Below are 229 nucleotides of genomic sequence, written 5' to 3' on the forward strand. Positions count from 1 at the left end.
GGATAAGACCCTGAGCGACATTCCAGTACCGAAGGCGAATGAAGGATATGAAGGCGGAAGCTGGACACCGACAGAGCCAACGGAAGAGACCAAGGTAGAAGACGGTGCGAAGTACACCTATACCTTTGTAGCACAGGAAAGAAGCCTGAAAGTGAACTATGTGATGGATGATGAAAAGGGAACAGCCCTTAAGGCACCATACACAGAAGCTACCAGCTACGATGCAGCA

1 protein-coding gene is annotated in these 229 nt (G+C 49.8%); it reads left to right on the top strand.

The genetic code is table 11. From position 1 onward, the window contains the following. The coding region (locus H6A32_RS16125; RefSeq protein ID WP_204864839.1) for a hypothetical protein at nt 1-229 on the top strand (229 nt) is incomplete at both ends.

Source organism: Drancourtella massiliensis (assembly GCF_016900655.1).
Classification (GTDB): Bacteria; Bacillota; Clostridia; order Lachnospirales; family Lachnospiraceae; genus Sellimonas; species Sellimonas catena.